Genomic DNA, 22,574 nt, shown 5'->3' on the forward strand with positions numbered 1-22,574 from the left:
ACCGGGCCACAGGGGGATTTAAGAGTGACCCCAGACCAACCTAAATTAATTTTCGCAAAGGCACACCTGGTTATCAAGAACCTAAAAAGGTTCTATGATAATTTCTAAAACATATTATACGAGGGGGTATTAATATGAAGGATAGTAAATTAAAAGATGATCCGAGGTATGTCCAGACAAATAGAGAAACTTTAGCAGTATTTATTCTTCTTATTGTTAACATAATTTGGTGGTTTGCTTTTGCTTATGGTTTGGGCTCTGAATCGCCAGATGAATACTCTTACATTTTAGGTTTTCCTTCATGGTTTTTTTTGAGTTGCATAGCAAGCCTCATAGTATTTAGCATTTTACTTATTATGGTTGTTTCCTTTGTCTTTAAAGATATACCTCTTGATCCTTTGGATGAAGAAATCTTAGGAGGTGATGATAAATGAATATCAGTAAAGACATTTTAATACAAATCTGGGTTCCCCTAATAATATACCTATTTTTGGTATTGTATATTGGTTTTTACAGCAATAGGATAACAAAACAAAAGGAAGGTGGTTTCTTAAGCGAGTATTTTTTAGGCAATAGGAATTTTGGTGGTTTTGTGGTTGCAATGACGTTGGTCGCTACATATACGAGCGCTTCCAGCTTTTTGGGGGGGCCAGGGACAGCTTATAATCAAGGTTTGGGATGGGTTTTGCTTGCAATGACCCAGCTTCCCGCTGCATATGTTACCTTAGGGATTTTAGGTAAAAGATTTGCTATTATTTCAAGAAAAGTCAAGGCTGTTACCTTAATTGACGTTATAAGGGAAAGATACGATAATAATCCTGCCGTTGTATGGTTATCATCTTTGGGAGCTGTTATATTTTTAATAGTTGCGGTAGTCGCACAGTTTGTAGGAGGGGCAAAATTATTCCAGACTATAACGGGTTTGCCCTACATTTGGGGGCTCATATTATTTGGTGGTGTTGTGCTTGTATACGTCACCTACGGTGGTTTTAGGGCTGTTGTATTAACGGATGCAGTTCAGGGAACGGTAATGTTTTTTGGTACCATTATTTTATTATTAATGGTATTTTCTAAAGGCGGTGGAGTTTATAACGTTATGCAGACGCTCTATAAAATAAATCCGGAACTTATTACACCTTTTGGGGTAAAAAAATTTATTTCAGTTCCATGGATATCCTCATTTTGGGTTCTGGTTTGTATCGGAATTTTAGGGCTTCCCCAAAATGCATTGAGGGCAATGGCTTATAAAAATTCAAAGGCTATGCATTATGCGATGATTATAGGGACTGTGGTAGTAGGAGTGCTTATGTTAGGTCTTCACCTTGTAGGTGCAGCGTCAAAGGCAATTTTGCCAGAGATACCTAAAGGTTTGTCCAGCGATACTGTTATACCACTTGTGGCCATCAAACTTCTCCCAAGATGGGTGGCAGGAATTTTATTAGCTGCTCCTCTTGCAGCGATAATGTCAACCGTAGATTCACAGATGATATTGATTTCAAGCACTATAGTAAAGGATTTATATTTGAATTATATTAACCCTAAGGCGACACAGAAGCAGATTGTAAATTTGAGCATATTGTCTACTGCTTTAATCGGTTTAATTATCCTTTTACTTTCCATAAAACCTCCTGCATTGATAATTTGGATTAACCTATATGCTTTTGGAGGTCTCGAAGCTACATTCTTCTGGCTAATAATACTCGGTCTTTATTGGAAGCGAGCAAATGCAGAAGGTGCAATAGCGTCTATGATTACAGGAGTGGCAAGTTTTATAATAATAAGCAAGTACTGGCCGAGGCCTTTCGGTATGCACCCGATAGTTATAACTCTTTTTTTAGGTTTTGTGGCTTTTTATACGGTATCCCTTTTAACAAAACCACCTAAGGAGAATACGATAAAGAAATTTTGGTCTGTGTGATAGAAAATTGTTATTGGAGGCGATTAATTTGAGCAATGTAATAGAAAAGGTAATAGGGCTTATAAAGGAAGAAGAATTGGTGTCTTTAACACAAGAACTTATAAGGATACCCAGTGTATATGACCCATTGGATGAAAATGCGAATGAAGAAAGGGTAGCCAAGCATTTATACGAAAAACTTAAACAAATGGGATTTGAAACTTACATTGAAGAGGTAGCACCGAAAAGGCCCAATGTAATAGCTGTTTTAAAGGGCGATATGCCGGGTAAGACGGTACTATTGGAAGGGCATACGGACGTAGTTATGCCTGGGGATGAAAGTAAATGGAAGTACAATCCTTTTGGAGGAGAAGTTTTTGATGGGAAAATATATGGAAGAGGGGCGTGCGATACTAAAGGTAATCTTGCTGCTTCAATAATTGCTGCTAAGGCGATAAAAGATTCAGGGATTTCTTTCCCCGGAAAGATAATCCTTTGCATCCCCGTTGATGAAGAGGGTATGATGACAGGCATAAAGGATTTTATTAGACGCGGCTGGGCAGACGACGTTAACGGTGCAATTATTTGTGAACCTGTGGATAACAACATATGTCTTGATATAAAAGGAGCAATGAGAATTTTGGTAAAGGTAAAAGGTAAAATGGCCCACGGTTGTATGCCCTATGCAGGTATAAATCCCAATATAGGTATGGCAAAAGTGATATTGAAGCTTAAAGAATTAGAAAAAAAGGAAAAAGAAAGATTGGGGTGCCATCAGTATTTAGGATATCCCAGTATCACTCCTACTGTAGTTATGTCACCTTCAAACGGAAAAGGGCAGTTGAATGTGGTTCCTGAAGACAGCCTAATTGCTTACGATTTACGGACTGTTCCCGGTCAAGTTGAAGAGGTGCTTATAGGGCAAATAGAAGAAATTTTTAACAAATTAAAAAAAGAAGTAGAAAATTTTGACTGCGAATACGAGGTCATAGAAAAAAGACCATGTGTAAGCACTGAAAGGAACAACCCAATAGTCAAAGCTGTAGAAAAGGCTTACACAAAAGTTACGGGAAGAGAGCCTTTTTACAATGGTGTACCGGGTGCTACCGATGGTACGTTCTTACGTGCGTGGAAGGGTATACCAGTTGTAGTAATAGGAGCTGGAGAAAGAGAAATACCACACCAGAGGGATGAGTACGTTAGTATAGAACAGTTAGTTGAGACAACAAAAATTTATGCGGCAAGTATATTAAATTTTTTATATGAAAAATTTTAAAAGGGGGATTTTAAGATGAATACTGTGGAGAAATATAAGGAATATGTAAACACAAGCATGGTAAAAGCAATAGAGCCTGTTGTAATTGAACGGGCAAAAGGGGCGATTATTTATTCAGAAGATGGAAAGGAATATATAGACTGTTTTTCCGGTATATCTGTTGTAAATGCCGGTCATTGCAATGAAGAAGTATTAAAAGCGGCAAAAGAGCAGATGGAAAAATTGGTCCATGCTTGTACCTATGTTTATTACATAAAACCCGTAGCTGATTTGGCGGAAAAATTAGCGCAAATTACTCCTGGAAGGCTAAAAAAGACCTTTTTTGCAAATAGTGGAGCGGAAGCAAACGAAGCTGCAATGCGAGCAGCAAAACAGTTCACAGGACGCTATGAATTTATAGCGCTTCAATGTTCTTTCCACGGAAGGTCCGTAGGGACTTTAAGCATTACCGGAAATATGGCCCGGAAAAAAGGCGGGGGTCCATACCTTTCCGGAACGGCATTTTCTCCTGCACCCTACTGCTATCGATGCTCTTTTGGGCTTTCTTATCCAAATTGCGAGCTGAGGTGTGCAAAATTTTTAGAAGATATAATAAGGTTCCATACCAGCGGAAACGTTGCGGCCTTTTTTGCAGAACCGGTGATGGGCGAAGGAGGTATAATCGTTCCTCCGCCGGAATATTTCAAAGTAGTTAAAGAAATATTGGATAGGTACGGAATCCTTTTTGTTGCGGATGAAGTACAGAGTGGCTTTGGAAGAACGGGCAAATTATTTGCTATCGAATATTACGATGTAGAACCCGATGAATTAACGATGGCAAAAGGCATAGCAGACGGGTTCCCATTGGGTGCTTTCATTGCAAGAGAGGAAGTGGCAAATTCTTTTAAACCCGGGGATCATTTGAGCACCTTCGGAGGTAATCCCGTATCCTGTGCTGCTGCAATTGCCAATATAGATTTTATTATAAAAAATGACATATGTTTTCAGGTAGTAGAAAAAGGAAAATGGTTTATGGAAAAACTTATTGAGCTAAAACAAGAGTTTAAAATAATCGGTGATGTCAGAGGCAAAGGGTTGATGATTGGATTGGAATTAGTTAAAGATGATAAAAAGACTCCTGCAGCGGAAGAAGCAGATATGCTTAGAAATCTTTGCAGGGAAAAAGGCATCCTTGTAGGATTAGGAGGCGTTAACGGCAATGTAATAAGGATACAGCCGCCTCTTATAATATCAAAGGACCAGTTGGATTATGCTTTTAATGTAATAAAAGAAAACATTTCAAAGATAGAAAAGGCAAACTAAAATTAATTTAAATATTTAAATTAAGGGAGGAGATTAAAATGGCCAAGGTGACAATACAAATGTTGCAAAGTATGAAAGAAAAAGGCGAAAAAATAACCATGACTACAGCGTACGACTACTCCACAGCATATTTTGTTGATAAAGCAGGAATTGAAGTGATATTAGTAGGTGATTCGCTTGCGATGACGGTGCTTGGACTTGATTCTACCGTCTCCGTAACTATGGAACAGATGATACACCATATTAAGCCGGTAGTTAGAGGAGCGCACGATGCGATGATAGTAGGTGACATGCCTTTTGGATCGTATAATCAATCACCTGAACAAGCGGTTTACAATGCAACTCGGTTAATGAAAGAAGGGGGGTGCGATGTAGTTAAGTTGGAAGGCGGGAAGGAGGTGGCGGATAAGGTAAAAGCCATTGTAGATGGCGGAATTCCCGTTATGGGTCATATTGGCCTTACACCACAAACTATTTCGAAATTAGGTGGATTTAAGGTTCAAGGGAAAACTGTGGATTCTGCTAAATCCTTATTGGAGGATGCTCTTGTACTTCAAGAAGCCGGAGCTTTTTCTTTGGTGATTGAATGTGTGCCCGAAGAATTAGGGAAGTTAATAACGGAAAAAGTGAAAATTCCTACGATAGGAATAGGAGCAGGTAAATATTGCGACGGTCAGGTACTGGTGTTTCATGACATGGTAGGACTCTTTGAAAAATTTCTACCCAAGTTTGTAAAAAGATATGCTAATTTAGGAGAAGAAGTTTTGAAGGCTCTGCAAGAATTTAAAAATGAGGTAAAAGAAGGAAAATTTCCGAGCGATGAGTTTGTTTTTAAAGGAGTATATGAAGAAGAACTTAAAAGACTTTACTGAGGAAGGTGTTATTGATTGGAAAAAGAAAATGAAAGCAAAATAAAATATGCTGAGACTTTTAAAGATCAACTTACTTTAAGGTCTATAATTTTAGGAGCTCTTGGCTCTGTCGTAATAACAGCAAGTTCCACCTATGTCGCTCTTCGAATGGGTGCTTTGCCATGGCCTACAATTTTTGTTGCTATACTGTCGTTAACCATTTTGAAAGCCATAGGTAAAACTAATATTAATGAGATAAATGTAACTCATACAGCTATGTCAGCGGGAGGACTTGTTGCTGGAGGATTAGCATTTACAATACCCGGAATATGGATGGTTAATCCGGATGCTAAAGTCAGTTTTTTCACATTGGTAGTTGTTACTTTATGTGGAACTGTTTTGGGGCTGATATTTACAGGGCTTATAAGGAAACACTTTATCGAAGGAGAAAAACTTCCCTTCCCAATGGGAATTGCTGCTTCGCAGACATTAATAGCCGGGGATGAGGGTGGCAAAAAAGGAAGGTATTTATTCTCTTCTCTCGGCTTTGCAGCTATTTTTACAGCTTTAAGGGATCAATTCGGAATCGTTCCTGCAGCATTGACTTCCCAATCGCTTTTTGCGAAAAATATATTTTTTGGTGCCTGGCTTTCTCCGATGGCTGCCGGGATAGGGTATATAATAGGGCCTCTCTATATGGGAACTTGGTTTTTGGGAGCTGTTTTAAGTTACTTTTTAATAATTCCGATGGGAGTATCTTTTGGCGTTTTTCCAAATGTAGATGCTGCTACTGCCTTTAAAAATAGCATGGGAATCGGCTTAATAGTAGGTTCCGGTATAGGTGTACTTATTAAAGGAGTTTTACCTAAGGCTAAGGAAATTTTTGCTCCTATGATCAAAGGCGAGGTCGAAAAAGGCGAAATAAATATGAGATGGGCACCTTTTGTTTTTGCTTTGGCAGCATTGATATTGACCTTTTTAACAGAAATGAGCCTTATATCGAGTATACTAACTATAATAGGTGTATGGGTAACCGTTGCAATGGCAGCTACCATTACAGGTCAAACGGGAATTAACCCGATGGAAATATTCGGTATACTTGTATTGCTTTTTATAAAGATTTTTGTAAAACTCGGTTTTATAGAATCTTTTTTAATTGCTGCTGTTGTTGCAGTTGCCTGCGGGCTTGCAGGTGATGCCTTGCAGGATTTCAAAGCAGGATATTTATTAAAGACTGAACCGAGGGCTCAGTTGATTTCGGAAGGTATAGGAGGGTTAATTGGAGCTTTTGTATCAGTAGTTGTGCTGTTTATAATGCATAATGCTTATGGTTCTATGGGTCCCGGAACCGAGCTAGTGGCACCTCAAGCATATGCAGTTTCCACGATGGTAAAGGGGCTCCCCAATCCTGCAGCATTTATAGCAGGGCTTATATTAGGTGCTATATTATATTTTATTAAGATTCCTGGTATGACAGTCGGTATAGGTATGTACCTTCCAATGGTTATATCGACCACTGCAGGGTTAGGAGGAATTGTAAGGTTTGTAATGGATAAAAAATATCCGAATTCTAACGAAAACGGGACATTAATTTCTTCAGGGTTTTTAGGAGGAGAAGGGGTTACGGGAGTTTTACTTGCTATTATCAAGGTTATGACCGCTGCGTGATAAATAAAAAAATAAAAAATAAAAAGGTGTCAAGGAGGATTATAGTTATTTTTAAACCTTGACACCTTTTTATTGAAACATTTAATATATTACATAAAAAAAAAAGACTAATAATAATAAGATAATTAAAAAATAATTAATAATTATTGATAAAAATTGATTGGTAATAAAAGTAAGGTGGAATACACAATACGAGGAAGGTGGTTTAATGAAAACAAGAGAAAATACCATATTAGAAGTGCCGGGTATAAAGGTAGGGCAAGTGAGTGATTTGGAAGCGCTGACGGGCTGTACGGTTATATTATGTGAAAGAGGAGCCGTTTGTGGAGTTGATGTAAGAGGAGGAGCGCCGGGAAGCAGGGAAACCGATCTTTTAAGGCCTGAAAACCTCGTGGATAAAGTCCATGCGGTGTTCCTGGCGGGCGGAAGTGCTTTCGGCCTGGATGGTGCATCGGGAGTAATGGAGTATTTAGAGGAAAAGGGTCTCGGATTTGATGTGGGGGTGACTCATGTACCCATTGTGCCTGCATCCGTCTTGTTTGACCTTACGGTTGGAAATTATAAAGTAAGGCCTGATAAGGGGATGGGGTATAAGGCCTGTGAAAAAGCTACCGATGAATATGTTGAGCAGGGGAATGTAGGAGCGGGGACAGGGGCAACGGTAGGGAAAATACTTGGAATGAAAAACTGCATGAAAAGCGGACTTGGCACTTATGCAAAAAAGGTAGGGAATCTGGTGGTAGGGGCAATAGTTGCCGTAAATGCCTTAGGAGATGTTGTTGACCCCGGAAACGGAGAGATACTCGCCGGTGCATTAAAAGATGATTTAAAGGAGTTTGCGGATACATTAAAAATAATGGAAAAACTTGATATACAAGAGGAAGGCAAAAACGTGTTTATAGGAAATACTACCATAGGTGTTGTGGCAACAAATGCTAGGCTGACAAAAGCTGAAGCAAAAAAGGTTGCATCTATGGCTCATAACGGTTTGGCTAAAACTATAAGGCCCTGCCATACCATGTATGATGGGGATACCATATATGCCCTTTCTACTGCTGATTTGAAGGCAGATATAAACCTTGTTGGAAGCTTAGCTTGTGAGGTAATGGCTCAAGCTGTGATAAACGCAGTTATAAACGCAAGAGGAATAGGGGGCTTAAAGTCTTATAATGACATAAAAATGGGATGAGGTGAGGTGACTAAAAATGAAAATTGCCGTGTTGGGAGCGGGAGCAATGGGTTGCCTATTTGGCGGGTTATTAGCACAGGGAGAGAATGATGTATGGCTATTGGATGTATGGGAAGAAAATGTGAAGGTTATAAATGAAAAAGGGCTTTTCATAGAAGGAATTAAAGGTGAAAAAAAGATTACAAATATTAAAGCGACCACTTCTTCAAAAGATATTGGGGAGGTAGATTTGGTAATCGTTTTTGTAAAGTCTACACAGACGGAGGAAGCAATAAAAAACTCTATTTCTTTGATCGGGGAAAAGACGGTTGTTATTACCCTGCAGAACGGACTGGGGAATGTAGAAAAATTGCAAAAAGTGGTAGGAGAAAAAAGGGTAATAAGCAGGAGTAACATCCCAGGGGTCTACAATGATAGGGCCTGGACATATAAAGCATGCAGGGGAAGGAGATACTTTAATAGGCGAAATTGACGGGAGAATTACGGAAAGGCTTAAAACTATAGAAGAACTTTTCAATAAAGTGGGAATAAAATGCAGTATAAAGGATGATATAATGAGTATTATATGGAGCAAATTATTAATTAACGTCGGAATAAATGCTATTACTGCAATAACCGGAGTAAAAAACGGAGAAATAATTAACCATCCTGCTTCTGAGGAAATAATGAAGATGGCTGTTTATGAAGCTGTAGAAGTAGCAAAAGCCAAAGGTATAAAAATTGTTTACGTAGATCCAGTAGAAAAGGTAAAGGAGGTTTGCAAACTCACAAAAGAAAATATATCTTCAATGCTTCAAGATATTATTAAAAAAAGAAAGACGGAAATCGAGGTAATTAATGGGGCAGTTGTGAAAGAAGGGGAAATTTTAGGTATTCCTACTCCTGTAAATAGAGTGCTTACAAACCTTGTTTTGACAATCGAAGAGACTTATGACAATAGGGTTTTATTATAAGGAGGTAAAATTTATGTTATATGGATGTTGGGGCAAAGTAATTGAAGTTGACTTAAGTGAAAAGGTAATAAATGTGAAAGAAATACCGCAATATCTTTGGGTTGAGCATCTTGGCGGGTCGGGGTTAGCAGCAAGGCTGATGTATGAGGAAAAAGTTTATAATGCTGACCCTTTGGATAGCAATAATGTACTTATTTTTATAACAGGTATGCTCACGGGTACACCTGTACCTACCAGCTGTAAATTGAGCGTTTGTGCAAAATCTCCCCTTACTGGATACTGGGGAGAGTCTACAGTGGGAGGGTACTTCGGAGCAGAGTTGAAAAAGGCGGGTTATGATGGGATAATACTTAGAGGAAAATCTCAAAGCCCTGTTTACATCGTGATAGAAGACGAAAATATCGAAATTAAAGATGGCTGTTATTTATGGGGGGCTGATACATACAGGACAACAGAAATAATAAGGGAAAAAGAAGGGAAAAAATTTCAAGTAGCAGCCATTGGACCCGCTGGAGAAAAGATGGTATTAATATCTTCTATTATGGTTGGTGGAGTGGAAGCCAGGGCTGCAGGAAGGATAGGAATCGGAGCGGTAATGGGTTCGAAAAATATAAAAGCTATTGCTGTAAAAGGAACGAAAAAGCCAAATGTGGCTGATAAAGAAAAATTAATGAAAAATATGACTGCAGTTATAGAGACTATTAAAAATAATACAAAAATGCTGGGTCAATTTGGAACGGCGGGAGGAGTTCAAGCGGTGGAAGCGTTTGGAGACCTCCCAATAAAGAACTGGTCTCTCGGGACATGGGAGGAAGGAGCTTCAAAGACCTGCGGACAGTATATAGCAAAAACTGCATTTGCAGGTCATTACGGGTGCTTTGCATGTCCTATAAGGTGCGGAAAAGATGTAAAAGTTTTCATAGGTCCCTACAAAGAAATGATAGCTCATGGGCCTGAGTATGAGACCTGCGCCGGCTTTGGGGCAAATCTTTTAAACGATGATATAAACGTAATAATAGCAGCTAATGACCTATGCAATAGGTATGGTCTTGATACTATATCAACATCATCTGTGATTGCTTGGGCGATGGAATGCTACGAAAATGGGCTAATAAGTAAAGAAGATACTGGTGGATTGGAATTGAATTGGGGAAATGGGGATGTTATTATAAAACTTGTAGAGCTTATAGGGCAAAACATTGGTTTTGGGAAGTTTTTAGGCCAAGGGGTAAAACGCGCATCAAATGAAATAGGAGGGCTAGCAAAGGAATTTGCTGTGGAAACTAAAGGATTGGAATGTGCTTACCATGATCCGAGGGCTTTTACTTCAATGGCGGTAAACTACGCTACTGCCAACCGAGGAGCATGTCATTTAGAAGCTTTGAGCTATATGGCGGAACAAGGAGTATTTCCATTATCATCTTTAGGATTTCAAAAAGAGTACGACTTTCACGGTGCAGAAAACAAAGCTGAGATTGCCGTTTTAATGCAAAACTATATGGAAATTTTTAATGCCTCAGGTTTATGTAAATTTTTAATAAGGGGTAAAGTGGGTCCGAATATTATAGCTGATTGGATATCTTGTGTTAGCGGTCAATCATTCGATGAAAGTCTACTTATAAAAATAGGAGAAAGGAACTACAATTTAAAAAGGATGTTTAATTTTAAGCTGGGGGTTACAAGGAAAGACGATTACTTGCCACCAAGGCTTGGTGTACATGACAAGAAAACCGGTAGGACGGCAGGAGTAATACCTTATATCAACAAGATGATGGTGGAGTACTATAGACTTAGGGGGTGGTCTGAAGAAGGGGTGCCCACCAGGGAAAAGCTAGCTGAATTAAAACTCGATTATTTATTGTAGGAGGAAATATGGAAAATAAAAATTTAGTAAAGTCGGTAATAAAAGCCCTTGAGATAATTGAGCTTCTTAATGTAGAAGGAGAACTCAGCATTAAAGAGATAAGTACAAAACTTGAGTTAGAAAAAACCACCGTCCACCGATTAATAACAACCTTAAAAGAAAAAGGGTATGTAATTCAAAACGATAAAGACCGGAGATATTCTAATAGTTTCAAACTGTTTGAATTAGGTAATAGGACAATTGAAAGGTTGGGATTAAGACGTCAGGCACAGCCTTATTTGGAAGAGCTTGCTGAAAAAAGCCATGAAACGGTAAATCTAGCAATTCTAGATGGAAAATATGTAATGTACATTGATAAAATTGAAAGCAGTGAAACTATAAAAGTAGCATTGGAAATTGGTAAAAAGCTCCCGTGCTATTGTACAGGTTTGGGTAAAGCTATACTGGCTTATATGAGCGAGCAAAAGGTTCTGGAGCTTTTAAAAAGCGAACCCCTGAAAGAATTTACTCCAAATACTATTACCGATTTGAGTAAATTAATGCGAGAATTGAGAAAAATTAGAGAACAAGGATACAGTGTAGATAATGAAGAATATGTGCAAGGTTTAATATGCGTTGCTTCACCTATTATTAATAAGCAGGGAGAACCAATTGCAGCCATGAGCATTGCTATACCAAAGTATAGAATCGAAGAAGGGAAAAAGGACTTAGACTATTTTGCTTCTCTGGTAAAGGAGACAGCTCAAAAATTTTCAAAAGAGCTCTGGAGTTTTTCTAAACCCCCCTTGACAAATAAGAATCGATAGCATTAAAATTATTAATAACATTTGAATGATTTTATAAAGTAATAATTTAATCGGATAAAGGTAATGAGGGAAAGAGTAGTCCGTAATACCTTATAAGAGAGCCGGCGGTGGGTGCGAGCCGGCAGGTTTCCGGATGAAGTACATTCCCGTAACCGCAGGCTGAAAATAAGTAGGCCGGGCCGTTTTCCGCGTTAAAGGAACAGGAGGGGATTTATTCCGGTTTTACCGGGATGAATCAAGTAGGGTGGTACCGCGAGAAAACTCGCCCCTTTTGGGGCGAGTTTTTTTATACGGAAAAAATTATATTTTAGATAAAACTAAACGATCAGCGAGGGGGATATTAAGAATGCTTTTTAAAGAGATTGAATCTATGCCGAGAAAAAAATTGGAAGAATTGCAGCTTGAACGGCTAAAAAAAATAGTTAATTACGCTTATGAAAATGTACCCTTTTACAAAAAAACCTTTGACAAAATCGGATTAAAGCCGGAACATATAAAAACTGTGAAGGATATAGAGAAAATTCCCTTTACTACTAAAGAGGATTTAAGAGATAGCTATCCCTATGGTATGTTTGCAGTACCGCTTAAAAAGGTGGTAAGGCTTCATGCATCCTCGGGGACAACCGGCAGGCCTACGGTGGTGGGATATACAAAAAGGGACTTGAATATCTGGTCGGAGCTGGTAGCAAGGGTCGCATTTATGGCGGGAGTCAGGGAAGAGGATGTAGCGCAGATTGCTTTCAGTTATGGGCTTTTTACCGGAGCTTTTGGCCTGCATTACGGACTGGAGAAAATAGGAGCAACGGTAGTCCCCATCTCCAGCGGGAATACGGAAAGGCAAATTACAATCATGAAGGACTTTGGCTCCACCGTTCTCGTAAGTACGCCTTCTTATGCCCTGTATATGGCGGAAGTGGCGATGGAGATGGGCGTTAAGAAGGAAGATTTAAAATTAAGGCTTGGCCTTTTTGGAGCCGAAGGTTCCACAAAAGAGATGAGGAAGGAAATTGAACGCCTCTTTGGAATAAACGCTACCGAGAATTACGGACTGAGCGAAATAATAGGGCCGGGGGTGTCTGGAGAATGTGAAGAAAAAGATGGTCTTCACATTGCCGAGGATCATTTTCTGGTGGAAGTGATTGACCCCAATACCGGGAAGGTGCTGGAATACGGACAAAAAGGAGAACTGGTCATCACCACCCTTACCAAAGAGGCAATACCCCTGCTGAGGTATAGAACAAGGGATATAACGAGCTTAAATCCGGAGCCCTGCAAGTGCGGCAGGACGCTGGTAAAAATGAGCTCTGTAGAAGGAAGAACCGATGACATGCTTATTATAAGGGGTGTGAACGTATATCCCTCCCAGATTGAAAGCGTTCTTATGAGCATAAAGGGCATAGGTCCCCATTATGAGATAGTAGTTACCAAAAAAGGATATTTGGATGAATTGACGGTAAATGTGGAACTGGCAGACCCGGAAGTTTTGGATGAATACCATAAGCTGGAAGAATTAAGAAATCTTATTAAAAATAAATTGCGCTCGGTTATTCAGATCGATGCAAATGTGAAACTGGTAGAACCCAAAAGCCTTGCCAGATTTGAGGGAAAAGCAAAAAGGGTTAAGGATTTACGAAACAAATAAAAGTATATACAATTAATATAAAAAAGTATAAAATTGTATACGGGTGATAAAATGACGGTAAAATTAAATGGAAATTCGGAACATGTGGCTCAGTTATTAAAAACAATTATTTCCCTTATACCTGACGCTGTAATGGTAACGGATGAGAAGGGATTATGCGTGATGGTAAACCGGGCTTATACCGAAATCAGCGGACTTTCTCAAGAGGATGTACTGGGGAAACCTGCCAATATAGATATTGCGGAAAAGGAAAGTATTTTAATGAAATCTTTGAAAGAAAAGCGTCCTATCCTGAATGAACTCAGGAGGGTAGGGCCGGAAAAAAAGGAAGTTCTTTGCAGTGCCACCCCAATATTTTTCGATGGAGAACTGGTGGGCAGCGTCGGTGTTATGCACGATATTTCCGAAATAAAAAGACTTTCCAGGGAATTGGAGCAAAAAAACCAGCTTCTTAAGAACCTTCAACCCACCTATACCATTGAGGATATTGTCGGAAAAAGTGAAGCTATTATAAAAGCAAAAGAAAGGGCAAAAGCCTGTGCAGAATTTTTTGCTACGGTATTGATTTCCGGGGAAAGCGGTACGGGGAAGGAACTCTTTGCCCATGCTATACACAACCTCAGCAAAAGGTCCCAGGGGCCTTTTGTAAGGGTAAACTGTGCTGCTATTAATAAGGATCTTTTAGAAAGTGAACTTTTTGGATATGAAGGAGGAGCTTTTACCGGCTCCCTTAAAAAGGGTAAAAAAGGTTATTTTGAAGAAGCTGACGGCGGCACCATATTTCTCGATGAAGTAAGCGAGCTTTCCATGCCAGCCCAGGCAAAATTATTAAGAGTTTTACAGGAACAGGAAGTAATAAGGGTAGGGGCTACGGTACCAAGAAAGGTAGACGTAAGGGTTATAGCTGCAACCAACAGGGATTTAGAGGAAGAAGTAAAAGCGGGTAACTTCAGGAAGGACTTATTTTACCGGTTGGATGTATTATCGATTAAAATACCGCCCCTAAGGGAAAGAAAAGAAGATATACCCCTCCTTTGCCGTCATATTTTAAAAAAGCTGAATCAAAAATACGGCAGGGGCGTAAATAACATATCCGATGAGGCACTGAAACTTTTATATTCCTATGATTGGCCGGGAAATGTCAGAGAATTGGAAAATGTCATCAGCAGAGCAATGATAAATATGGATATTTCGGAAAAGGAAATAAAAAAGGAACACATTCCGCCCATCAATATTTTGAAAGAGGAGAAAAATAAAGAAGAAGATGGCGTGATTTCCATAAATATAAAGAATAAAAAATGGAAGGAAATTAAAAAAGAATTTGAGAAAAAGGTCTTTGATTATTACCTTAAAGGTAAAAAAAAGAAAGTGGATATAGCAAGGGAACTCGGGATTACCCGCAGGTCGCTTTATTTAAAAATTGAAGAAAAGGCGAATTAAAAGGGAACAAAATTATACATTTTTTGTTCCCTTTTTTGTGTGTTTAACCGGGCGAATAAAAAGTAAATATAAGTATACATAAAATGCATAATAAAATATTCATTATCAAAACCTTTTGTCTTTTTTACCTTATTCTTACTTGTGGCACAATTATTGCTTTAAATTATTTATAAATCGAAACTTAAAGAATAATGGAGGAATAAAAAGTGAAAATGGATATATTTAAAGAAATGGAAAAACACGGGTTTGAGCAGATTATTTTCAATTATGACAAAACCACCGGGCTTAAAGCGATAATAGCTATTCATGATACCACCCTGGGTCCCGCTCTCGGCGGTTGCCGCATGTGGCCTTATGAGACTGAAGACGAAGCTCTTTTTGACGCCATGAGGCTTGCAAAAGGAATGACATATAAATGTGCCATTGCCGATACGGATTTTGGCGGAGGAAAGACGGTTATAATAGGAGATCCCAAAAAAGATAAATCCGAAGGGCTTTTTAGAGCTCTGGGAAGGTTTGTGCAGATGCTGAAAGGGCGTTATTTCACCGGCACGGATCTTGGCACAACAGGGATGGATTTTGTCTATGCCAGCAGGGAATCGGATTATATGGTAGGTCTGCCAGAGGAATACGGCGGAAGCGGAAATTCAGCTGAACCCACAGCCTACGGTGTTTATATGGGTATGAAAGCTGCCTGCAAAGCAATTTATAATGACGACTCTTTGATAGGAAGAAAAATCGCGATTCAGGGAATCGGTAAAGTAGGTTCTATACTTGTAGATTTTCTCGTAAATGAAGGAGTAAAAGATATAACTGTTACGGATATTAGCGAAGAAAATGTTACAAAGTTGCTGCAAAAATACCCCTTTATAAAGGCTGTTTCTGCAGAAGATATTTACGAAGTAGATTGCGATATTTTTTCACCCTGTGCCCGGGGTGGAATAATAAACGATGAGACGATAAAAAAGTTAAAGTGCAAGATTATTGCCGGGGCCGCCAACAACCAGTTATTGGAGGAAAAGCACGGGGATATGCTTCATGAAATGGGAATTTTATATGCTCCTGATTACGTTATAAACGCGGGAGGACTTATACAGGTAGCGGATGAATTAGAAGGGAAAAATAAAGAAAAAAGAAAGGAAAGGGTAATGAAAAAGACCGAAGCTATATACAATATTTTATTAAAAATCTTTACGATAAGCAGAGAAGAAAATACCCCCACCTATAAAGTGGCTGATAGGCTTGCGGAGGATAGGATAAATACTATTGGCAAAATGAAAACAAATTATATTCCAAAATAAAAACCATTGTAATTTCTCTAATAATTTAATAAAATAAAATTCAAACAGGAAAGGGGATATGGGTGAGCAGGATACTCGCCATTAATCCGGGATCAACTTCCACAAAAATTTCCGTATTTGAAGACCACAGGGAGATATTTACTGAAAATGTTTTGCACGATTATGAAGAACTTAAGGCTTTTAGTAAAGTAATTGATCAGGAAGAATTAAGGTACAAAGCTATAAAAGAAGCGCTTTTCAAAAGAGGGTTAAATTTTTCCGATTTTGATGTTATAGCTGCAAGGGGAGGAATTCTAAGACCGGTAAGGGCCGGGGTTTACGCCATTAATGAACTGATGTTAACGGATTTAAAAGATGCGGTGGCAGGAGAACATGCTTCAAATGTAGCGGCGTTTATAGCAAAAAGGATAAGCGAAAATTTCGATATTCCCGCTTATGTAATAGATCCGGTGTCCGTGGATGAAATGGAAGAAGTGGCACGGATTTCTGGTCTTGCAGGGATTGAAAGGAAAAGCCTTTCCCACGCTCTGAATATAAGGAGGGTCATTTTTTCTACCGCAGAAAAATACGGTTTTTCCTTTAAAGAAAAAAATTTTATTGTTGCGCATCTCGGCGGTGGCATTTCAATAGCAGCCGTCAGGAAAGGGCGCATGGTTGATGTGGATAGCGCCAACTGCGAAGGCCCATTTTCCCCCGAAAGAGCCGGCGGCCTTCCGATACTGGAGCTGGTGGAACTATGTTATTCCGGAAAATACACGAAGGATGAAATGATCAAAAAGCTTATTCAAGAAGGAGGAATTTATTCCTATCTTGAAACAAAGGATGTAAAAGAAGTTGAAGAAAGGGCTAAAAGTGGAGATAACAGGGCAAGGCTAATTCTTGAAGCTATGATATATCAGATAGCCAAGACAATCGGGGAAATGGCAACGGTTTTGAAAGGGAAAGTGGACTACATTATCCTTACCGGCGGAATAGCGAAATCCGAATACATTTGCGAAAAGATTAGGGGAAGGGTGGGTTTTATAGCAAAAGTAGAAAGGGTTCCCGGGGAAGAAGAAATGCTGGCGCTTGCGGAAGCCGCATTAAGGGTAATCAACGGAATAGAAAAAGTGCAGGTATACGGGGGTGATTACGTTGATTAAAAACTTTAAGGAGATATTTGAAAGACTTTCAGCCTTTCCCCCCGTAAAGGTAAGCGTAATTCAGGCAGCGGACGAACCTGTACTGGAAGCTATAAGGGATGCCAAAGGAATGGGCTTTATTAAACCCATACTGGTAGGGGAAAAAAAAGATATATTAAAAAAAGCTGGAGAGGTAGGTTTAAAGCTTGAAGAAGATGAGATTTTAGACTGCCCTGTCGAGAAAGCAGCAAAGCAAGGAGTAAATCTTGTTTCCCAAAATGCCGCAGAGGTGCTTATGAAAGGGCTTATAGACACCGCCGCTTTTATGAAAGCAGTCCTGGACCCGGAAGCAGGGCTCAGAACGGGAGAACTACTTAGCCACATGGCAGCCTTCGAAGTCAATTCCTACCACAAATTATTATTTTTAACAGATGGAGGAGTGAATATTTCACCAACGCTGGAAGAGAAAATATCAATTTTGCAAAATGCAATTTTTGCCCTTCGTTGTTTGGGTTATGAAAAACCCAAAGTGGCGGTGCTGTGCGCTGTGGAAACCGTATCTTTAAAAATGCCCGCGACCGTGGATGCGGCGATTATAAGTAAAATGGCGGAAAGAAATCAAATAAAGGGAGCCATAATCGATGGACCTTTAGCTCTTGACAATGCGGTAAATAAAGATGCCGCCATCCATAAAGGGATAAAAAGCCCGGTAGCCGGTGATGCGGATCTTCTGCTCGTTCCCGACATCGAAGCCGGAAATGCCCTGGGGAAATCTTTATCCTTTCTTGCAAATGGAGCGATGGCGGGAATCGTCCTGGGTGCAAAGGCACCCATAGTCCTTTCCTCCAGGGCAGATAGCAGTTTTTCAAAACTTGCTTCAATTGCTCTGGCATGCTTAGTAAAGAGGGGTGGAAAGATTTGAAAAAAGAATTTTTAACCGGAAATGAAGCAATAGCAAGGGGGGCATACGAATACGGCGTAAGCTTTGCTTCTGCATACCCCGGTACTCCCAGTACCGAAATTCTCGAGAATATAGCAAAATACAAAGAAATACATGCAGAATGGGCTCCTAACGAAAAAGTCGCATTAGAATCGGCTGCGGGTGCGAGCCTTGCGGGAGCCAGATGCATAGTTTCTATGAAACACGTAGGGGTAAATGTAGCAGCGGATCCGTTGTTTACCCTTGTTTACACGGGGGTAAATGGTGGACTGGTGCTTGTGAGTGCCGATGATCCCGGTATGCATAGTTCGCAGGATGAACAGGACAATAGAAACTATGCTCCTTTTGCCAGGATTCCCATGTTTGAGCCTTCGGATAGTCAGGAAGCAAAAGACCTTATTGGCATAGCTCTGGAAGTGAGTGAAAAATACGATATCCCGGTTCTATTCAGAATTACAACCAGGATTGCCCATAGCAGGGGGATTGTCCGGCTGGGAGAGAGAGTAAAAAGGGAACAGCTGGATTATCAAAAGAATCCACAAAAATATGCTATGATTCCCGGATTCGCAAAAAGAAGGAGAGTAAATTTAGAAGAAAGATTAAAGGCTTTAAAAGATTTCAGCGAAAGTTTTTCGTACAATAAAATTGAATGGGGTAGTATTAAAGAATTCGGCATTATCACCAGCGGTATAAGCTATCAATACGTAAAAGAAGTCTTCGGCGATGATGTAAGTATTTTGAAATTAACAATGACCTATCCCCTGCCCGAAAAGTTAATTTCGGAATTTGTAAATAAATTCGAAAAGGTCTATGTGGTGGAAGAGCTTGATCCTTATCTGGAAAACCACATAAAAGCCATGGGGTATAAAAATATTACTGGAAAGGAGATAATTCCGGGAATTGGAGAGCTTTCTCCCGAAATAATCCGGGAAGCCTTTGGAGCGGGTAAGGCAAAGGTTTACTATAAACCCCTGGAAAACCTGCCCATGAGACCTCCTGTATTGTGTGCCGGATGCCCGCATCGAGGAGTGTTTTATGTTTTGCGAAAAATGAAGGCGGTAGTTACCAGCGATATCGGTTGCTACAGCCTGGGTGTTTTACCGCCTTTGGAGGGAATTGACAGTATTCTGTGCATGGGCGCCAGCATCGGTATGGGGCACGGTTTTAAAAAAGCATACGAACAGGAAGGGAAAGAAAGCCCGCTCGTAATAAGCGTGATTGGGGACTCAACCTTTCTGCACTCCGGCATAACGGGGCTCATGAATGTGGTATATAACAACAGCAATACCATTACCATGATCGTAGATAACAGTATAACTGCCATGACCGGACACCAGCACCATCCCGGAACCGGATACAATGCCAAAGATGAACCTGCCTATGCGGTTTCATTGGAGGAAATCTGCAGGGCTCTTGGCATTAAGAACATTTATACGGTAGATTCTTATGATTTAAGTGCTGTGGAAAATGCTATAAAGGCTGCGGCAAATAATAAAACCGAACCGTCGGTAATAATAGCAAGAAGGCCGTGTGCATTGTTAAAAGGAAAAGGGCCCAAGGGGCTTTATAAAGTAAATCAGGAAAAATGCAAAAAATGCAAGATGTGTTTGAAGGTAGGCTGCCCTGCGGTTCAGATTCACGGGGAAGAAATAATAATAAACCCATTGAGCTGCGTAGGCTGCTCTGTATGTGCTAAAGTTTGTCCTTTTGATGCAATAGAAAAGGCGGGTGAAGAAAGATGACGGTAAAGAACATTTTCATCTCCGGCGTAGGCGGGCAGGGGACCATACTTGCAGGCAAAGTAATAACCCGGGCTTTGATAGAGCACGGGTTTGATGTGAAGATGTCGGAGATTCATGGAATGGCTCAGAGGGGAGGAAGTGTCGTCACCCAGATCAGATACGGCGAAAAAGTGTATTCTCCGGTTATAGAAAAAGGGAAAGCCGATGTGTTGCTCGCCTTTGAAAAATTGGAGGCACTTCGTTATATTGATTTCCTATCCAATGATGGAACATTAATTTTAAACGATTTAGAAATACCACCTTCTACGGTACTTGCTGGGAAGGAAAAATATCCCGAAAATATAACGGAGTTTGTAAAAAATAATATTAAAAATGCATTAATCATAGATGCTGTTTCAAAAGCGAAGGAGCTTGGCGATGTCAGAGTTCAAAACATCATTTTAACCGGGGCATTGGCAAAAGTAATGTCCTTTGACGAGGAGAAATTTGTAAAAGTTATTGAGGAGGTGGTACCGGAAAAATATGTTGAGATAAACGTAAAAGCTTTCAAACTCGGACATAAATTGGTTTAGATTAGAATCATTAATTTATTTTACCTTATTTTTTTATCGTAAAACAACAGAAAATTATAAATAAAGAAAAATTTATAGTATAATATAAAAAAAGTGATTATTTCGCATAATAAATCATGTATTGTAAATTTAGAAGATTTAATGTATAATAATAAACAACTTTTTAACATTTTAAATTAAAAAATAATTTTTTAATAAGGGGAGGTTTTTTATGGCAGAAGGTAGAGAGAACTGGGGAACAAAACTCGGACTTATTCTTGCTATGGCGGGAAACGCTATAGGCCTTGGAAACTTCTGGCGCTTCCCGTACCAGGCCGCAAAAAACGGCGGCGGCGCATTCATGATCCCTTATTTTGCAGCACTTATAATTCTTGGCATTCCTATCATGTATGTGGAATGGATGCAGGGAAGGTACGGCGGTAAGTACGGACATGGGACGGTAGGCTGCATGGTATACCTGCAGTCCAAGGAAAGGACCTCACATACAACTGCAGCTATACTCGGTTCTTTAGTGGGAATGCTTGTATTTTCCGTAGTTAGCCTTGTAAACGCCTATTATACTCAGATCATAGGCTGGACTCTTGGTTATTCTTACCTTTCATTAACGGGCGGTTATATGGACAAAGCAAAATCAACGGGAGAAATTTTCGTAAACTACATTCAGACGCCGGGTCTTTCGATTACATTCTGGGTAATTGCTCTTTTCCTTCTTGGCCTTGCGTTAACCCGAGGAGTTCAAAAGGGTATTGAAGCCTGGGCAAAGGTCATGATGCCATCATTGTATGTTCTCGGATTCATATTGATTATAAGGGCTTTAACCCTTGGCACCCCTGTAAATCCCGATTGGTCGCCGTTAAAGGGACTTGATTACCTCTGGAGCCCTCACTGGAATGAACTTAGCTGGCAGTCCGCACTGGCTGCGGCAGGACAAATATTCTTTACCCTATCCCTCGGAATGGGTATTATTCAAAACTATGCATCTTATTTAAAACCCGATGACGATATAGTACTTTCTGCAACCGCTACGGTATTTTTGAATGAGTTTGCGGAGGTAATATTGGGCGGCAGCATTGCTATACCGATTGCTTACACCTTCCTTGGAACTGATGGTATAAAGTCGGGGGTAGGTTTGTCATTCATTGCATTACCCAATGTATTCAGAATGATGCCTGCAGGGCAGATTTTCGGAGCTTTCTGGTTCTTAATACTTTTCTTTGCAGGGTTTACATCGGCCATAGCTATGTATAACTACCTGATAGCCCTTCTGGAAGAAGATTTGAATATTCCAAGAAGGGTAGGTTCCTGGCTTATCTTTGCTCTTTATATAATAATCGGTCTACCCGTAGCTCTCGAACCTGTTTTAACAAAGACTGCGGAACTTGTTTTCCTTACTGAACTTGATAACTGGGTAGGTTCTTACTTCCTGGTAGTTGTAGGTTTACTGGAAGTATTTGTGGTAGGATGGCTGTTTGGAGAAAAGAAATCCTTAGAAGAAGTGAACAGAGGAAGCTACTGGAAGATTTCTTCCGCGTTTTTCAATATTATGATAAAATGGGTAACGCCATTGGCAATCGCAATCCTTCTGGTATTTTCTACCAGGAGCTATATCAAGGACGGATACTTCAGATGGGTACCCAGCTTTGTAGAAAAGATGCCCAATTTGGTCCCATGGGTGCAGGGAGCAAGGTTATTACTCTTTGCCATATTAATTATTGGGTTTATTGAAGCTTATACCACCATTCAGAAAAAATATGGTCCCGGTGCAGCAGCCCAAAAGGCCTACAAGGCATAGAGGGGAGGAAATATAAATGTCCGGTGGAGCTCTCGGATTTATGCTTTTAGCGTGGGTTGTAATTTTAGGCGGAGTATATGTAACGATGTCAAACCTGATAAAATACCAGCAAAAATAATTATAAATTTAATCAAAATCATAAAAAATGAAAGCTGCGGCAAAAACCGCAGCTTTTTTATGAAATTTTTAATATTATTAACAAATATTGCTAAAAAATT

General features: G+C 39.7%; 20 protein-coding genes and 1 other annotated feature. All 20 genes read left to right on the plus strand.

Annotated features, from left to right (window positions below; genetic code table 11):
* Positions 1–134: 134 nt before the first annotated feature.
* The 20 genes from ATZ99_RS11395 (at position 135) to ATZ99_RS11905 (ending at position 22,474) form a co-directional block, all read left to right on the plus strand.
* Positions 135–434 carry a YhdT family protein gene (locus ATZ99_RS11395; RefSeq protein WP_068749363.1) on the plus strand — a complete coding sequence of 100 codons (300 nt, stop codon included), beginning with the start codon at positions 135–137 and terminating at the stop codon, positions 432–434.
* Entirely contained in the window at positions 431–1,918 is a 1,488-nt protein-coding gene (panF, locus tag ATZ99_RS11400; RefSeq protein ID WP_068749364.1) for a sodium/pantothenate symporter, read from the plus strand. Before ATZ99_RS11395 ends, panF begins: the two co-directional genes overlap by 4 nt.
* Positions 1,919–1,946: 28 nt before the next feature.
* Positions 1,947–3,173 (plus strand): M20 family metallopeptidase, encoded by a 1,227-nt coding sequence (locus ATZ99_RS11405; protein ID WP_222927123.1) that lies wholly within the window; start codon positions 1,947–1,949, stop codon positions 3,171–3,173.
* A gap of 15 nt (positions 3,174–3,188) precedes the next feature.
* Entirely contained in the window at positions 3,189–4,475 is a 1,287-nt protein-coding gene (locus ATZ99_RS11410) for an aspartate aminotransferase family protein (protein ID WP_068749365.1), read from the plus strand.
* A gap of 38 nt (positions 4,476–4,513) precedes the next feature.
* Positions 4,514–5,347, plus strand: coding sequence for a 3-methyl-2-oxobutanoate hydroxymethyltransferase (gene panB, locus ATZ99_RS11415; protein WP_068749366.1), 834 nt, complete (start codon positions 4,514–4,516; stop codon positions 5,345–5,347).
* 15 nt (positions 5,348–5,362) lie between these two features.
* Positions 5,363–6,994 carry an OPT/YSL family transporter gene (locus tag ATZ99_RS11420; RefSeq protein WP_222927124.1) on the plus strand — a complete coding sequence of 544 codons (1,632 nt, stop codon included), beginning with the start codon at positions 5,363–5,365 and terminating at the stop codon, positions 6,992–6,994.
* A 208-nt stretch (positions 6,995–7,202) separates the two neighbouring features.
* Positions 7,203–8,183: a P1 family peptidase gene (locus ATZ99_RS11425; RefSeq protein ID WP_068749367.1), complete on the plus strand. Its 981-nt coding sequence runs from the start codon at positions 7,203–7,205 to the stop codon at positions 8,181–8,183.
* Between the two features lie 16 nt (positions 8,184–8,199).
* A complete protein-coding gene (locus ATZ99_RS12050) occupies positions 8,200–8,655 on the plus strand; it encodes a ketopantoate reductase family protein (RefSeq protein ID WP_222927125.1) in 456 nt (151 codons plus the stop codon).
* Positions 8,594–9,136: a ketopantoate reductase family protein gene (locus ATZ99_RS12055; protein WP_222927126.1), complete on the plus strand. Its 543-nt coding sequence runs from the start codon at positions 8,594–8,596 to the stop codon at positions 9,134–9,136. The genes ATZ99_RS12050 and ATZ99_RS12055 overlap by 62 nt, the downstream gene beginning before the upstream one ends.
* A 13-nt stretch (positions 9,137–9,149) precedes the next feature.
* Positions 9,150–11,000, plus strand: coding sequence for an aldehyde ferredoxin oxidoreductase family protein (locus ATZ99_RS11435; RefSeq protein ID WP_068749368.1), 1,851 nt, complete (start codon positions 9,150–9,152; stop codon positions 10,998–11,000).
* A gap of 8 nt (positions 11,001–11,008) precedes the next feature.
* A complete protein-coding gene (locus tag ATZ99_RS11440) occupies positions 11,009–11,806 on the plus strand; it encodes an IclR family transcriptional regulator (protein ID WP_068749369.1) in 798 nt (265 codons plus the stop codon).
* Between the two features lie 54 nt (positions 11,807–11,860).
* Positions 11,861–12,079 (plus strand) — a binding site (T-box leader).
* A gap of 73 nt (positions 12,080–12,152) precedes the next feature.
* Complete coding sequence (locus ATZ99_RS11445) at positions 12,153–13,448, plus strand: phenylacetate--CoA ligase family protein (protein WP_068749370.1); 1,296 nt, start codon at positions 12,153–12,155, stop codon at positions 13,446–13,448.
* Between the two features lie 51 nt (positions 13,449–13,499).
* Positions 13,500–14,888: a sigma-54 interaction domain-containing protein gene (locus ATZ99_RS11450; RefSeq protein WP_068749371.1), complete on the plus strand. Its 1,389-nt coding sequence runs from the start codon at positions 13,500–13,502 to the stop codon at positions 14,886–14,888.
* A 212-nt stretch (positions 14,889–15,100) separates the two neighbouring features.
* Positions 15,101–16,189 carry a Glu/Leu/Phe/Val dehydrogenase dimerization domain-containing protein gene (locus ATZ99_RS11455; protein ID WP_068749386.1) on the plus strand — a complete coding sequence of 363 codons (1,089 nt, stop codon included), beginning with the start codon at positions 15,101–15,103 and terminating at the stop codon, positions 16,187–16,189.
* Between the two features lie 56 nt (positions 16,190–16,245).
* Positions 16,246–17,331, plus strand: coding sequence for a butyrate kinase (gene buk / locus ATZ99_RS11460; protein ID WP_068749372.1), 1,086 nt, complete (start codon positions 16,246–16,248; stop codon positions 17,329–17,331).
* Positions 17,327–18,232, plus strand: coding sequence for a bifunctional enoyl-CoA hydratase/phosphate acetyltransferase (locus tag ATZ99_RS11465; protein ID WP_068749387.1), 906 nt, complete (start codon positions 17,327–17,329; stop codon positions 18,230–18,232). The genes buk and ATZ99_RS11465 overlap by 5 nt, the downstream gene beginning before the upstream one ends.
* Positions 18,229–19,992 (plus strand): indolepyruvate ferredoxin oxidoreductase subunit alpha, encoded by a 1,764-nt coding sequence (gene iorA / locus ATZ99_RS11470; protein ID WP_245641391.1) that lies wholly within the window; start codon positions 18,229–18,231, stop codon positions 19,990–19,992. Before ATZ99_RS11465 ends, iorA begins: the two co-directional genes overlap by 4 nt.
* Entirely contained in the window at positions 19,989–20,564 is a 576-nt protein-coding gene (locus ATZ99_RS11475) for an indolepyruvate oxidoreductase subunit beta (protein WP_068749374.1), read from the plus strand. Before iorA ends, ATZ99_RS11475 begins: the two co-directional genes overlap by 4 nt.
* A gap of 211 nt (positions 20,565–20,775) precedes the next feature.
* Entirely contained in the window at positions 20,776–22,356 is a 1,581-nt protein-coding gene (locus ATZ99_RS11480; RefSeq protein WP_068749375.1) for a sodium:neurotransmitter symporter family protein, read from the plus strand.
* Between the two features lie 16 nt (positions 22,357–22,372).
* Entirely contained in the window at positions 22,373–22,474 is a 102-nt protein-coding gene (locus ATZ99_RS11905) for a MetS family NSS transporter small subunit (protein WP_157074761.1), read from the plus strand.
* Positions 22,475–22,574 lie beyond the last annotated feature (100 nt).

It is taken from the genome of Thermovenabulum gondwanense (assembly GCF_001601575.1).
GTDB lineage: Bacteria > Bacillota > Thermosediminibacteria > Thermosediminibacterales > Thermosediminibacteraceae > Thermovenabulum > Thermovenabulum gondwanense.

What these genes read in the sequence shown, in the direction of transcription:
- ATZ99_RS11395 (WP_068749363.1), top strand. Translation starts at nt 135, where the DNA reads ATGAAGGATAGTAAATTAAAAGATGATCCGAGGTATGTCCAGACAAAT.
- panF (WP_068749364.1), top strand. Translation starts at nt 431, where the DNA reads ATGAATATCAGTAAAGACATTTTAATACAAATCTGGGTTCCCCTAATA.
- ATZ99_RS11410 (WP_068749365.1), top strand. Translation starts at nt 3,189, where the DNA reads ATGAATACTGTGGAGAAATATAAGGAATATGTAAACACAAGCATGGTA.
- panB (WP_068749366.1), top strand. Translation starts at nt 4,514, where the DNA reads ATGGCCAAGGTGACAATACAAATGTTGCAAAGTATGAAAGAAAAAGGC.
- ATZ99_RS11425 (WP_068749367.1), top strand. Translation starts at nt 7,203, where the DNA reads ATGAAAACAAGAGAAAATACCATATTAGAAGTGCCGGGTATAAAGGTA.
- ATZ99_RS12050 (WP_222927125.1), top strand. Translation starts at nt 8,200, where the DNA reads ATGAAAATTGCCGTGTTGGGAGCGGGAGCAATGGGTTGCCTATTTGGC.
- ATZ99_RS12055 (WP_222927126.1), top strand. Translation starts at nt 8,594, where the DNA reads ATGATAGGGCCTGGACATATAAAGCATGCAGGGGAAGGAGATACTTTA.
- ATZ99_RS11435 (WP_068749368.1), top strand. Translation starts at nt 9,150, where the DNA reads ATGTTATATGGATGTTGGGGCAAAGTAATTGAAGTTGACTTAAGTGAA.
- ATZ99_RS11440 (WP_068749369.1), top strand. Translation starts at nt 11,009, where the DNA reads ATGGAAAATAAAAATTTAGTAAAGTCGGTAATAAAAGCCCTTGAGATA.
- ATZ99_RS11445 (WP_068749370.1), top strand. Translation starts at nt 12,153, where the DNA reads ATGCTTTTTAAAGAGATTGAATCTATGCCGAGAAAAAAATTGGAAGAA.
- ATZ99_RS11450 (WP_068749371.1), top strand. Translation starts at nt 13,500, where the DNA reads ATGACGGTAAAATTAAATGGAAATTCGGAACATGTGGCTCAGTTATTA.
- ATZ99_RS11455 (WP_068749386.1), top strand. Translation starts at nt 15,101, where the DNA reads ATGGATATATTTAAAGAAATGGAAAAACACGGGTTTGAGCAGATTATT.
- ATZ99_RS11475 (WP_068749374.1), top strand. Translation starts at nt 19,989, where the DNA reads ATGACGGTAAAGAACATTTTCATCTCCGGCGTAGGCGGGCAGGGGACC.
- ATZ99_RS11480 (WP_068749375.1), top strand. Translation starts at nt 20,776, where the DNA reads ATGGCAGAAGGTAGAGAGAACTGGGGAACAAAACTCGGACTTATTCTT.
- ATZ99_RS11905 (WP_157074761.1), top strand. Translation starts at nt 22,373, where the DNA reads ATGTCCGGTGGAGCTCTCGGATTTATGCTTTTAGCGTGGGTTGTAATT.